General features: G+C 57.4%; 9 protein-coding genes. 2 read left to right on the top strand and 7 right to left on the bottom strand.

What is annotated here, in order from left to right:
• Positions 1 to 20 precede the first annotated feature (20 nt).
• Complete coding sequence (locus WEB54_RS02765) at positions 21 to 1,394, top strand: NAD-dependent succinate-semialdehyde dehydrogenase (RefSeq protein ID WP_368053123.1); 1,374 nt, start codon at positions 21 to 23, stop codon at positions 1,392 to 1,394.
• A 94-nt stretch (positions 1,395 to 1,488) separates the two neighbouring features.
• On the top strand, positions 1,489 to 2,733 hold the full coding sequence (locus tag WEB54_RS02760; protein ID WP_368053122.1) for a hypothetical protein: 1,245 nt from the start codon (positions 1,489 to 1,491) through the stop codon (positions 2,731 to 2,733).
• 2 nt (positions 2,734 to 2,735) lie between these two features.
• Here WEB54_RS02760 and WEB54_RS02755 read toward each other — a convergent pair whose 3' ends face one another.
• The 7 genes from WEB54_RS02755 to WEB54_RS02725 all read right to left on the bottom strand — a co-directional run bounded on the left by WEB54_RS02755 (position 2,736) and on the right by WEB54_RS02725 (position 11,686).
• A complete protein-coding gene (locus WEB54_RS02755) occupies positions 2,736 to 5,393 on the bottom strand; it encodes a molybdopterin-dependent oxidoreductase (RefSeq protein ID WP_368053121.1) in 2,658 nt (885 codons plus the stop codon).
• Positions 5,390 to 5,764: a nitrite reductase small subunit NirD gene (gene nirD, locus WEB54_RS02750; RefSeq protein ID WP_368053120.1), complete on the bottom strand. Its 375-nt coding sequence runs from the start codon at positions 5,762 to 5,764 to the stop codon at positions 5,390 to 5,392. Before nirD ends, WEB54_RS02755 begins: the two co-directional genes overlap by 4 nt.
• Positions 5,765 to 5,774: 10 nt before the next feature.
• The gene (gene nirB / locus WEB54_RS02745) at positions 5,775 to 8,333 is read right to left on the bottom strand and encodes a nitrite reductase large subunit NirB (RefSeq protein WP_368053119.1); all 2,559 of its coding nucleotides are present in this window, start codon (positions 8,331 to 8,333) and stop codon (positions 5,775 to 5,777) included.
• A 9-nt stretch (positions 8,334 to 8,342) separates the two neighbouring features.
• Positions 8,343 to 9,533, bottom strand: a complete 1,191-nt coding sequence (locus WEB54_RS02740) for an NAD(P)/FAD-dependent oxidoreductase (RefSeq protein ID WP_368053118.1) — start codon at positions 9,531 to 9,533, stop codon at positions 8,343 to 8,345.
• Positions 9,534 to 9,847: 314 nt separating this feature from the next.
• A complete protein-coding gene (locus tag WEB54_RS02735; protein ID WP_368053117.1) occupies positions 9,848 to 10,039 on the bottom strand; it encodes a CPXCG motif-containing cysteine-rich protein in 192 nt (63 codons plus the stop codon).
• Between the two features lie 201 nt (positions 10,040 to 10,240).
• Complete coding sequence (locus WEB54_RS02730; RefSeq protein ID WP_368053116.1) at positions 10,241 to 10,519, bottom strand: DUF1289 domain-containing protein; 279 nt, start codon at positions 10,517 to 10,519, stop codon at positions 10,241 to 10,243.
• Between the two features lie 216 nt (positions 10,520 to 10,735).
• Entirely contained in the window at positions 10,736 to 11,686 is a 951-nt protein-coding gene (locus WEB54_RS02725) for a hypothetical protein (RefSeq protein ID WP_368053115.1), read from the bottom strand.
• Between the last annotated feature and the right edge of the window lie 106 nt (positions 11,687 to 11,792).

The following is an 11,792-nucleotide window of genomic DNA, read 5'->3' as shown; positions in this document are numbered from 1 at the left end:
ACCAGGTGAGGAGAATGATAATGTTGACCGCCACAGATCCTTCCACAGGCAAGCTTCTGCATGAAGTGCCTGCGGCCACGCCCGCGCAGGTTGAGGATATCCTGGCGCGAGCCGAAACGGCCTTCAAAAGCTGGCGCGCTCGCTCTTACAGCGACCGTGCCGGGGTGTTGCTGGCCGTGGCCAAATTAATGCGCGATGACGTTGATCGTCTGGCTGTGCTGATGACCGAGGAGATGGGCAAACCGATCAAGGAGGCCCGCGCCGAGGTGATCAAATCGGCCTGGTGTGCCGAGCACTATGCCGAGCATGGTGAAGCCTATTTGCAACCCGAGACTCTGGCTTCCGATGCCACGCTCAGTTACGTACAGCACCTCCCTTTGGGTGTAATCCTCGGTATCCTGCCCTGGAACGCTCCCTTCTGGCTGGCGTTTCGCTATGCTGCCCCGACATTGATGGCGGGCAATACTTGCGTGATGAAACATGATCCGCACGTGCCTGCCTGTGCCCAGGCGATTGCTGATCTGTTTGTGCAGGCTGGTGCTCCGGCTGATATTTTTCAGAATTTGCCATTGGAAACGCCCGCCGTCGAAGCGGTTATCCGTGATAAACGGATACAGGCAGTGTCCTTTACCGGGTCGGAAAAAGGCGGCGGTGCCGTGGCTTCGATTGCGGCTTCAGAGATCAAACATTCAGTACTGGAACTGGGTGGCTCAGACCCCTGTATCGTGCTGGCGGATGCCAACCTGGACGAAGCGGCCGACATCATTACGCTGTCGCGCATTATCAATGCTGGCCAGAGTTGCATCGCCGCCAAGCGAATTATTGTCGAAGCGCCGGTGTATGACAGCCTGGTCGAAAAGCTGCATGAACGTCTGGCTAAATTGAATATGGGAGACCCGCGAGAGGAAACCACCGATATAGGCCCGATCGCCCGGGCGGAACTTCGCGATAACCTGCATGGCCAGGTTACGGCTTCGATGGAAGCTGGAGCGCGGTGTTTGCTTGGTGGCGAGTTGCCATCGGGGCCAGGCTATTTCTATCCGGTCACGCTGCTGGTGGACGTCACTGAGACCATGGTGGCCAGCTGCGAGGAAACCTTTGGCCCGGTCGCGGTGGTGATGAAAGCCGAGAACGAAGAGCAGGCCATTGCCATTGCCAACAACAGCGACTACGGCCTGGCGGCTGCCATATGGACGAAGGCCGATCGCGGCGAGGCCATTGCGCGCCGTCTTGAAGTGGGCCAGGTAGCGGTCAATGGTATTGTGAAAACCGACCCGCGTTTGCCCAGTGGCGGCATCAAGCGCTCGGGTATGGGCCGGGAGTTGGGACCCCACGGTATTCGTGAGTTCGTTAACGCGCAGCAAGTCTGGATAGGCCCGAAACAGGGCGGCTGATCCGGTCTCGACAGTGCCTTCGCCCGCCGGAGGCACTGTGCTTTTCCAAAAATCGCACTACACTCTACTTATTCTATGAAATAAGTAGGTACTGATGCGTCCGTTTTTCCTGATTACCCGGCTTTCAGCAATGTCGTGCTTCTGTTTATTTGGCCTTACCGGCGCGGTTCAGGCGGAGACGACGTTGCGACTGGGCACGGACATCATGCCTCCCTATTTGTTTGAAACGTCTGAGCAGGTGTTGCAGGGCAACGCTAAACACACCCTCGATTGTGTGTTCGATCAATTGCCCGACTATCAGTTCCAAACCGTTATTGCACCCTGGCCCAGAGTGGTTCGCCTGGCCCATCGTGGTGAAATAGATGGCTGGTTTTTGTATGTTCAAAACGCCAGCAGTGACGATTTTGCAGGGTTGTCCGATCCGCTGATGTTGGAATCCTGGTACTGGTACAGCCTGGACGATGTATCCGATGTGACGCTCAGTGACCTGAAAAACGAAACGGTTCTGGTTATGGATGGTACCTATCAGGCGATCTGGCTACAAAGCCAGGGCTTTTCAGAGTTCTTCAGCGTTTCGTCGACCGACAGTCTGGTGCGGGCTTTCCTGGCAGGGCGAGCACAGCATCTATTGATCAGTGAGTCTGTTTTTGATGAAGCGGTAGCCCGCCTGAATGGTGAGCTCTCGGCGATTAACAAGCGCTTTGTGGGGTTTATCCCGCTTGGTCTTTACATCACAGATGCGTTCTCAAACGAGCATCCCGGTTTCATGGTTGCTTTTAACGCAGCGGCAACGGGCTGTCGAATCGAACAGATTTCGCTAACGGATAAAAATGAGCGGTCGCTGTCTAAGCTGGTTGACCCATTATCCCGATGGCTGGTTTCTGACTGGGTGCGCGAACCGGTCTTGCAGGCTAACGCGCGCAATCGGCATTTAAGCGCTGGTGAGATCAACCGGATCGACCGGCAATGGGTCGACGAAGTTCGAACCGGTGATTTTGACTTGATCGGAGAGGTGCTGAGCCGGGACCTCTCGACCCGGTTGGAGTTTATTCGTCGCCAGTCTCAGGGGGTGTTCAGCGAACTGTTTATTACCGATGTACATGGCGTGACGATAGGGGCCGGCAATGTAACATCGGATTGGTTTCAGGGCGATGAAGGCCCTTTTGACGCCATTGTTACCCGGCGTCAACCGGTTCAGATAGATGCTATTTCCTATGATGAGTCCACTCGCCGGTTTTTGTCTCAGATTGCATTGCCGATTCATGATTCCTCCGGTGAGCTAATTGGCATGCTGGTGGCCGGGGTTAATGTTGAGAATGCCTTGCAGGGGTTGCAGTAATTCTAAGCCGTCTCGACGGCGGATGAGCGAAGACTGCATTGTTGTACCAGGCCCGTGACTTCCTCCAGACAGCTGCCGCACTGGGTACTGCACTTCAATTCGTGTTGTACGTCGGCCAACCTGGCACCCGGGTGTTGTTCAAGGTAACCCTGAATGTCTCTGTCATACACCGAATAGCAGGTACAGATCAGATTGCCACGGGGGTCCGCTTTACCCGGCTTGCCCGCTAGCCAGTCATCCAGTGCTACGTCACTGACTTGCCAGTGTTCTATCAGCCAGTCGGTATCTACCTCAGGTCGATACTGATCGCCCAGGGCCAGCCAGAAGCCGGGCGACTGACCGGGCAGGCTAGCCTGATGAAACCAGTGGTGACCGGAGTCACTCAGCGTCACGCTGTTTTCCGGCGCGATGGATTGCCATAGACTAGCCAGTTCAGTCACCTTCTGTTCAGCATAAAACAATGACCACAGCCATTGTTGGCCCAGAGACCGTTTAAACCAGATGGCAGATTGTGCTAATGGCTCAGGCAGATGCTCCCCGATGTAAATACCCGAGCAGCGTACGGGTAAGGGTTCCACGTCAATTAAGGCATGTTTGGCTTCTGGCTGGCCCGACTGCGGGTCGACGATGGCCGGAATAACCCGGGTAACTCCGCCTTCGGCGGCAAAGGTGGCGTTCCAGTGCATGGGTGCAAAGGCATCCCCGCGTCGCTGACCGGTGTCTATGGCCAGCAGTGCCACAAAGTGGCCCAGGGCATTGCTGATGCGTACCGGTTGGCCTGCTGTCAGCCCACGTTCGGCGGCATCGGCCGGGTGTAGGGTAATGCAGAAATCTGGGCGGTGCTGACCAAGCCGATTCACCAGGCCGGTGCGGGTCATGGTGTGCCACTGATCACGCAGGCGACCGGTGTTCAGTCGTAGCTGGCCAGCGGCGGCATCGGGCTCGGCGGGCGCGACCGGTATAAAACGGGCGCGGCCATTGGGCGTGGCGAAGCAACCATCGCTGAAAAGGCGTGCACGGGGGCAGCCATCGGCCTCAAAAGGCCATTGCATCGGTGCCAGATTGTCGTATTCGCGCGCCGTGAGGTTCTTTAATGGCTGTAAATTAAACTGGCGGTTGGGGGCCGGTTCAAAGGCGCTGAGCGCCGCATGTTCAACGAAGATGTCTGCGGCAGAGTCGTAATCAAAGGCGGCCCTGAAACCTAGCCGTTGACCTACCTGGGTCAGCGCCCACCAATCGGGGCGCGCTTCACCGGGAGGCAGTAGAAAACCACGCTGACGTGACAGGCAGCGTTCGGAGTTGGTGACGGTGCCGTCTTTTTCGCCCCAGGCGAGTGCCGGCAATACCAGATCGGCATAAGCCAGGGTGTCGTTGTCGGTCACGACATCGGAGACGATGACGGTCTCTACCCGGGCCAGCGCTTCCCGTACCCGGTTGGCATCGGGCAGGCTGGCCAGTGGGTTGGTGGCCATGATCCAAAGCACTTTGATCTCACCCCGGGCAGCCGCTTTAAACAGATCCACCGCTTTCAGGCCCGGTGTACGAGCCATGTTGGGGGCCTCCCAGAACCGGGCAACGGCGTCACAATCGGCCTGCGTGAACCCGCGGTGACTGGCCAGTTGATTGGCCAGGCCACCGACTTCACGGCCTCCCATAGCATTGGGCTGGCCGGTGATGGAGAAGGGCGTGGCACCGACCTTACCGATGCGACCGGTTGCCAAATGCAGGTTAATGATCGCCTGACTTTTGGCGACACCAGAGCGGCTCTGGTTAATCCCCATAGACCAGGCGGTGACGGTTCTGGGTGTGTCCTTCAGCCAGTCAAAAAATTGCAGCAGGTCGGCCAGTGACAGGTCGCAATCGTCAGCCAGGGCCGCCCAGTTTGAAACCGCATGCTGGCGGGCAGCGGCCAGGGTTTCGTCAAATTGTTCAGTGTGCTGTTTGATGAATTCAGCATCCAGAGCGTTCTGGTCGGCCAGCCAGGCCAGGGCGCCATTGAATAAACGGCCATCGGTACCGGGTTTGAGCGGCAAATGCAGATCGGCGGCACGGCTGGTATCGGTCGCACGCGGGTCGATCACCACCAGGCGCATTTGCGGCCGGGTTTTGCGCGCCGCCTGCAAGCGCTGAAACAGCACCGGGTGTGCCCAGGCGAGGTTGGAGCCAACCAGAATCACCAGGTCAGCCTGTTCCAGGTCTTCATAACAACCGGGAACCGCATCTTCGCCCAGCGATTGCTGATAGGCAGCAACGGCCGACGACATGCACAGCCGCGAATTGGTATCCAGATTCGCCGTGCCGAGAAAGCCTTTGGCGAGTTTGTTGGCAACGTAATAATCTTCAGTCAGTAATTGCCCGGAGAGATAGAACCCCAGGCTGTCCGATCCGAAATCGGTGCGGGCCCGGTCAATTTTCTGGCTGATAAAGTCGAGAGCGGTGTCCCAACTGACGGTTTTCCCGGCCAACTGGGGCCGTAGCAGGCGCTGCTGCAAAGGCAGGACTTCACCCAGATGAGTTCCCTTAACGCAGAGTCGGCCCAGGTTGGCCGGGTGGTTGGCCAGCCCGCTGACCTGAATATCGCGGTCCCCGGCCCGGGGTATTTCCACCCCACAGCCAACGCCGCAATAAGCGCAGGTGGTGTGCAGACTCCGATCGGTCATACCCACTCAATCTCGACCTGGCCATCGACAATGCGCGCTGGCCAGACCCGGACTTGCCAGTCCTCGTTTTCCAGGCAGCGACCGGTTTTCAGCGAGAAATGATGTTTGTACAACGGTGCGGCGACCACGGTTTCTCCGTTAAGGTCACCGAGAATACCCCGTGCCATCACGCTGGCACCACTGGCCGGATCCTGGTTGGCGATCGCATAGACTTGCTGTGTTTCACTCAGAAAAAACAGCGCAATCTGTTGGCCGAGTACCAGTGCGGCCACTCCTGAATCGGGCACCAGATCATCGACCTGGCAAATGTGAACCCAGGGGCTGGATTTCTGCGATTGGTCGGTTATATGTGGTTGGGCATTGGCGGTCATGTCGGTTTCCTCAGGCGGTCGCAATCAACTTGGCTTTTTCGTCGTCCCGGGCCGGGCGAATCTGCTCGCGTTCCTTAACAAACACCACGTTGCTGTCGGCACTGTCGTTGTTGACGAAGGTGCGGAAGCGTTTCAGTTTTTCCGGGTCGTCGAGCACAGCCTTCCACTCGCACTCGTAAGATTCAACGATGCGTGCCATCTGGTGTTCCAGGTCATCATTCAGTTGCAATGAGTCGTTGAGGATGACGTCTTTCAGGTAGTCGAGACCGCCTTCCAGGTTTTCCATCCAGCGGGCGGTGCGTTGCAAACGGTCGGCGGTTTTGATGTAGAACATCAGCAGCCGGTCGATGGTTTTGATCAGGGTGACGTCGTCGAGATCGGTCGCAAACAGATCGGCATGGCGCGGTTTCATACCGCCGTTACCGCAGACGTACAGGTTCCAGCCGTGCTCGGTGGCTATAACACCGATGTCCTTGCTCTGCGCCTCAGCGCATTCGCGGGTGCAGCCGGAGACCGCGAATTTCAGCTTGTGCGGCGCGCGCAGGCCCTTGTAACGGTTCTCCAATAAAATGGCCATACCGACGCTGTCCTGCTGGCCATAACGGCACCAGGTGCTGCCGACGCAGGATTTCACTGTGCGTACCGACTTGCCATAGGCCTGGCCGGTTTCAAATCCGGCGTCGATCAGCCGTTTCCAGATAGCGGGTAACTGGTGCAACTGGGCACCGAACAAATCGACGCGCTGGCCGCCGGTGATCTTGGTGTACAGGTCGTATTCTTTGGCGACTTCGCCGATCACAATCAGTTTATCGGCGGTGATTTCACCGCCAGCGATGCGCGGTACCACTGAGTAAGTACCGTCTTTTTGCATGTTGGCCAGAAAGGTGTCGTTGGTGTCCTGCAATTTGACATGGGCCGGTTCCAGCACGCCTTCATTCCAGCAACTGGCGAGAATGGAGGCCACGGTGGGTTTGCAAATGTCGCATCCGAGGCCCTGGCCATGCTCATGAATCAGGGCATCAAAGGTTTTGATCTGTCCGACCTGCACCAGATAGAACAATTCCTGGCGGGTGTAGCGGAAGTGTTCACACAACGAATGATCGACTTCGACACCGCGTGCTTCCAGTGTCGCGTCGACCACCTGTTTCAGCATGGCGGCGCAACCACCGCAGCCGCTGCTGGCCCGGGTTTCGGTTTTTACCTCACCCAGCGAACAACAGCCATCATCGATGGCGCCGATGACGTCGCCTTTGGTGACGTTGAGGCAGGAACACAGAGTGGCAGTATCCGGCAGCGCATCGACACCCAGCTGGGGCGCGCCTTCGCTGCTTGGTAGAATCAGGCTGTCCGGTTCTTTCGGCAGGGTAATGTCGTTCAGGTAGTACTGCAGCAAGGTGTCGTACAGGCTGTTGTCGCCGACCAGAATGGCACCGAGCAGGCGAGTGCCATCGGCACTGGTGACCAGCTTGCGATAAACACCAGAACGCTCGTTGCTGTAGCGATAGGTCAGGGCACCGGCACTGCGGGCATGAGCATCCCCAATGGCACCGACATCCACCCCGAGCAGCTTCAGTTTGGTACTCATATCAGCCCCGGTGAACGAAGCTTCGCCACCGGCCAGGTGGGCCGCGGCGGTTTCGGCCATACGGTAACCGGGTGCTACCAGACCGAAGATGGCGTTGTTCCATAAGGCAACTTCGCCGACCGCGTAAATGGCCGGGTCGGAGGTCTGACACTGGTTGTTGATGGCAACACCACCACGCTCACCGAGCGTCAGACCAGCGTCTCGCGCCAGCGTATCCTGAGGGCGAATACCAGCGGAAAAAACCACCACGTCAGTGACCAGAGGGTCGCCCTCGGCAAAGGTCAGAACGGTACGACCCTGGTCGTCGGTGGTAATGGATTTCGTCGCGGTATTGACGTGGGCCTGAACACCCAGCGCCTGAATTTTATTGCGCAGCAGGGTGCCGGCGTCGCTATCGAGCTGCACCGGCATCAGTTGTGGCGCGAACTCAATGACATGAGTCTCGAGTCCGAGTGATTTAAGGGCATTAGCGGCTTCAAGGCCAAGCAAGCCGCCGCCGATGACAACGCCGACACTGCCATCGCTGGCTGCATTGCGAATTGAATCAAGGTCATCCAGAGTCCGGTAAACCAGACAGGAAGGCAGATCGTGCCCGGGAATCGGGGGTACGAAAGGGTAGGAGCCGGTGGCCAGAATCAAAGCGTCGTAAGGCAGCACCGACTCGTCAGCCAGGGTCACGGTTTTGGCATCGCGATCGATGCATTGTGCGGCCACGCCCAGATGGGTGTGTATGCCAAGGCGTTGGTATTGCTCGCTCGTTCCCAGCGCCAGATCGGCGTGGGTTTTGCCCTGAAAATATTCCGATAAATGCACCCGGTCGTAAGCGCTGTAGGGTTCTTCGCCGATAATGTGTATCGCCCAGTCTTTCGCATCACCGGTGGATTCCAGGAAGCTCATGGCAGTATGATGACCGACCATGCCATTGCCGATAATGATCAGCTGGCGCGGAGTCTGTGTCACTGTGTTCGTCGAGTGTAGGGTCATAGTGTTCTCCTAGGCCGCCCTGACAGAGCCCAGCATCACGGCGCGGGCATCGTTGATGGGGGTCTGTTGGTCAATCAGGCTTTGATAAAGCTCAAGATGGGTGCGGATACCGATCATCTCGGTACCGATCAGCCGGTCGTGCAGAAAATGCAGCCGCCGACACTGGTTGAGGCCCGGTGCATCCAGGGTGAGATGTCGTGCGTCGGGGTGGTCGATACGCCCGTGTGAGACCACATCGAGACCGGAAATTTTTAAACGAGTAGTACTTTGCTGCGGAGCCCAGTGCGCGGGTTCAGCACAGAGCACGGAAGCCAGTACCTCGGCCTGCTGGTAAGCCGGTGCGACCAGACCAAAGGTCTCACCATTGAATTCCGCGCATTCGCCCAGTGCGAAAATGCGCGGGTGGCTGGTGCGCATTTGATCGTTGATTAGAATGCCCCGGTTTACCGCCAGGCCCGCGTCTTCGGCGAGCTGACGATGCGGTGCGATACCGGCAGCGGCGATCAGCACATCGGCACTCAGTGTTTCGCCGCCGCTCAACTGAACGGATGTCAGTACCGGGTCGGCATTAATGTGACTCAGTTCGTTGGACAGATGCAGTTGAATACCCGCCTGCCTGGCAGCCCGGGCGAGATACGCCGCCGTGGGTGCTGACAGCTGCCGGTTCATCAGGTGGCTGTTGCGGTGCACCAGACTGACGTTATGCCCCAGGGCACGCAGGCCCCAGGCCGCTTCCAGACCAAGGAGGCCACCGCCAACCACCACCACGGACTGGTTTTCTGGCAAAGCTTTCAGCCAATGCCCATCGGCTTTGTTGCGAAACGCGCGAATGGTGGGCTGAGGCGCAAAGGGCAGGTCGGGAAACCGGGGTACGGCACCCGTCGCCAGTACCGCTGTATCGAAGGGCAGGGTGCGGCCGGATTTCAAAGTGACCTGGCCAGCCGGATCCAGAGATGCAACGGCATCCTGCTTGACTCGGTAAATCCGGTGTTCCCGGTACCAGGTATCGGAGACCAGATCCATACTGGCCTCGCTGACTTCACCGGCCAGCCAGGGGGTTAGTTGGATACGGTTGTAACCCACGCCACCTTCTGCTCCGATGACGGTCAAGGAGCCCTCATAGCCACGCTCGACCAGCTTTTGCAGCAGCCGGGTCGCGGCCATACCATGCCCGATGATCAGTAAACGCCCCTGGTTCATATGGCCCCTCGCCAGTACCAGCCGGTTTCGGCCAGGCAAAAAAAAGACGCTCTTGGGTTTCCCCAAGAGCGCCAATGCTCGATACGCAAATCACAGTGTAAGGCCACCTCATTTCAGAGCACTGGCAAGCCAGACTCTGATCTGTGATGACTAAGTTCTATATAGCGAAGGGCGTGCCAACTTCCGACACTTTGAAAAAACCTCTTAAAATCAGGGGGTTAGTCAGAAATCATCCTGAAAGCCGCCTGTTTTTGCACCAAGAAGGGCCAGGCAGAGGGGGAGGTGTTCTGTGTTGGGGCATAATGCCGGGAGAACTACTCGTCTTCGCGCGCCAGGCGCACAATGTTGTCGCCCTCGGTGAAAACCACCATCGGCTGGCAGCAGACTTCACAGTCTTCGGTGTATTCCTGACTGTCTTCCGTCGGGTCGACGATGAGATGAATACTGGCGTCGCAATAAGGACAACGCAGATCCACCAGTTCTGTAGACAGATGATCGAGTGACATGACGGCCTCCGAAGGATTGGCACGGCGATACGACAGAAAGTAGTGCATGGCTCACCGACCTGCACGGCTTTATTTGGACGTCGAGTTCCGGAGTTCGGGGAAATTCAGTGGCATTGGTCCGCACCGACTACCGGGGCAACCCCCGGCAGTCGGCGCTCGTCTCCATGGCGAACTCCGAAACTTGAGTTGTGAACTCTGAATTTAGCGTTCGGAATTACTGCCAAAATCTTCGTCGAGATTGGGAAAGAGGGCTTCTTGCGGTGGTGATGGTTCAGATGTCAGGCTGGATTTGGCTCGCTCGAAACGAAGCTTGCGTACCTGGCAGGCACGAATAATCAAACGCTTGGCTTCATCGTCAGCCTGAAACCAATACTGCCGTTCGGCCCGGGAACGAAAACAACCGCGACAATAGCCCCTGGCACCGGATTCACAAACGCCGATGCAGGGGCTGGGTATGTCGAAAAATTCGAGCTGTTTCATGGCACCCTGTCAGGTTGTTTTGTATTTTGGTTTTGGAGTTCGCCAAAAGCGCGAGCAGCGATTGCCGGGGTTACTCCTGTGGGGTAGTCCGCAGCAGGGATGCTGCGGTCTAGGCTCCATGGATGGATTCACGCCGACCCCACAGGAGTGACCCCGGCGGTCGGTGCGGACTAGTGCCACCGGTTAGACCCGAACTCCAGTAGCGGGGTGACTCAGTTAACTGCCATTGCTACCTTCGGGCCGACTCAGTTTCAGGTAAATACCGAGCCCTATCAATAGGGCCACGGCCGACAACATCATATACACCGCCTGGATCAGTTGATTGCTCTCACCCAGCAGTGATTTGAACATCAGCAATAACGCCTCGATCGAGATCGCTATCAGAATAGCAGACATGAAGCGGGTTATGGTTCTTTCCGTCGAGCCATGGTGGTGGATGTCTTTGTGTACAAAGACTTCTTCTTCGATGATGGTTTTGCCAAGGTCAAAAATCGCCAGGCTCAGCGTAATGAGAATGACGACACCGAAGGAGTCGGTCGCGATGTGACTGGGGGTTAATAGAGTGCCCAGCAGTGATTCCAGCGATGCCCAGAGCAACAGACCGGATACCGCGATCAATACCGACCCGATCAGTGCGTAGACGGCCCGAAAGGCCGGGTGAAAACGATAACGCAACTGATCGTTGTTCAGATAGGCGATCAGCGCCTGCAGGTTTAGATTAAGCACCAGGTACCCGGGTGTTTCAGAAGGGTTTGCGTCACCGTCGCTGCGGTTAAAGCGCAGTACGGCCGAAATAGCCAGCCGGTGCGTTGCACTCGACAAATAAGGTTCAGAGACGGTGATGGCACCGGGGTTTCGATGAGCGGCCTGAAAATACGGCCGGTGGCTGCGATCACTATGTTGCCCGAGGGTGCGTCTTGTTGGCTCGGTAATGCCCTGGCCGTAGGCTGAAGGCAGTAGCTGGCAGCCGCTGGCGTCCAGGCTGTACAGCATTTCGATGAACGGGTAGGCCCGGCTCAGGTGAGCGACTTCTTCTTTTTGTGCCTTGGGGTCGGTAAGCAGGCTGATCCGGTCCAGGCTGGAGACAATCGATTCGATCAGGCCATTGATGGCCGTGCGATCCTGTTGATAGCTTGATACAAGGTGTAAATAACTGTGGTACGCCATGGGGCGATGGGATCCTGAGGAGTGCGTTAAGGTCTTTACGCTACCATCCCTTTAGCGGCTTCTCCAATGGTGGCCATGCCTTGCGGCCTGCCCGTGTAGTCAGCTT

The sequence above is a fragment of the Saccharospirillum sp. genome (assembly GCF_040881935.1).
Taxonomy (GTDB): Bacteria; Pseudomonadota; Gammaproteobacteria; order Pseudomonadales; family Natronospirillaceae; genus Saccharospirillum.
Note: the sequence above shows the minus strand (reverse complement) of the source record. Positions and strands in the feature narration are given on the sequence as shown.